3 tRNA genes are annotated in these 557 nt (G+C 48.7%); all 3 read right to left on the minus strand.

Annotation, left to right across the window (positions count from 1 at the left end):
• Positions 1–159: 159 nt before the first annotated feature.
• Positions 160–235 (minus strand) — tRNA-Thr (locus NOG12_RS10100).
• 14 nt (positions 236–249) lie between these two features.
• Positions 250–324: transfer RNA gene (locus tag NOG12_RS10105), tRNA-Gly, on the minus strand.
• A 65-nt stretch (positions 325–389) separates the two neighbouring features.
• Positions 390–474, minus strand: a tRNA-Tyr gene (locus tag NOG12_RS10110).
• Positions 475–557: the final 83 nt, after the last annotated feature.

A 557-nucleotide genomic window follows, 5' to 3' on the forward strand; every position in this document is an offset into this window, starting at 1 on the left:
GTTAACGTGCGGTTTGGAACGTTCAAATTTTTCTTTTGCCATGACAGCCTCTTTTGGACAACGTACGGTGGATTAAACACCAACATTTTTGAAATTAAACAAAACCGGGCAGATTATGCCGAATTTGATGAGATAAGGGAAGAGTTTGGCCGGTGAAAATGGTGCTGATAGGCGGATTTGAACCGCCGACCTCACCCTTACCAAGGGTGCGCTCTACCAACTGAGCTATATCAGCACTTTCAGATTATTTGGAGCGGGTAGTGGGAATCGAACCCACATCATCAGCTTGGAAGGCTGAGGTAATAGCCATTATACGATACCCGCATGCCTTGAATCGGGCCACCTCAAACCACTCTGAACTCACCGCATTCAACAACTAATGCAGAAATTGGTGGAGGGGGCAGGATTCGAACCTGCGAAGGCTGAGCCGTCAGATTTACAGTCTGATCCCTTTGACCGCTCGGGAACCCCTCCGAACCTAATTTTGAGTTGGTGCCGGCAGAGAGAGTCGAACTCCCGACCTACTGATTACAAGTCAGTTGCTCTACCAGCTGAGC

The sequence above is a fragment of the Pseudidiomarina fusca genome (genome assembly GCF_032227045.1).
In the GTDB taxonomy this organism is placed as follows: domain Bacteria; phylum Pseudomonadota; class Gammaproteobacteria; order Enterobacterales; family Alteromonadaceae; genus Pseudidiomarina; species Pseudidiomarina fusca.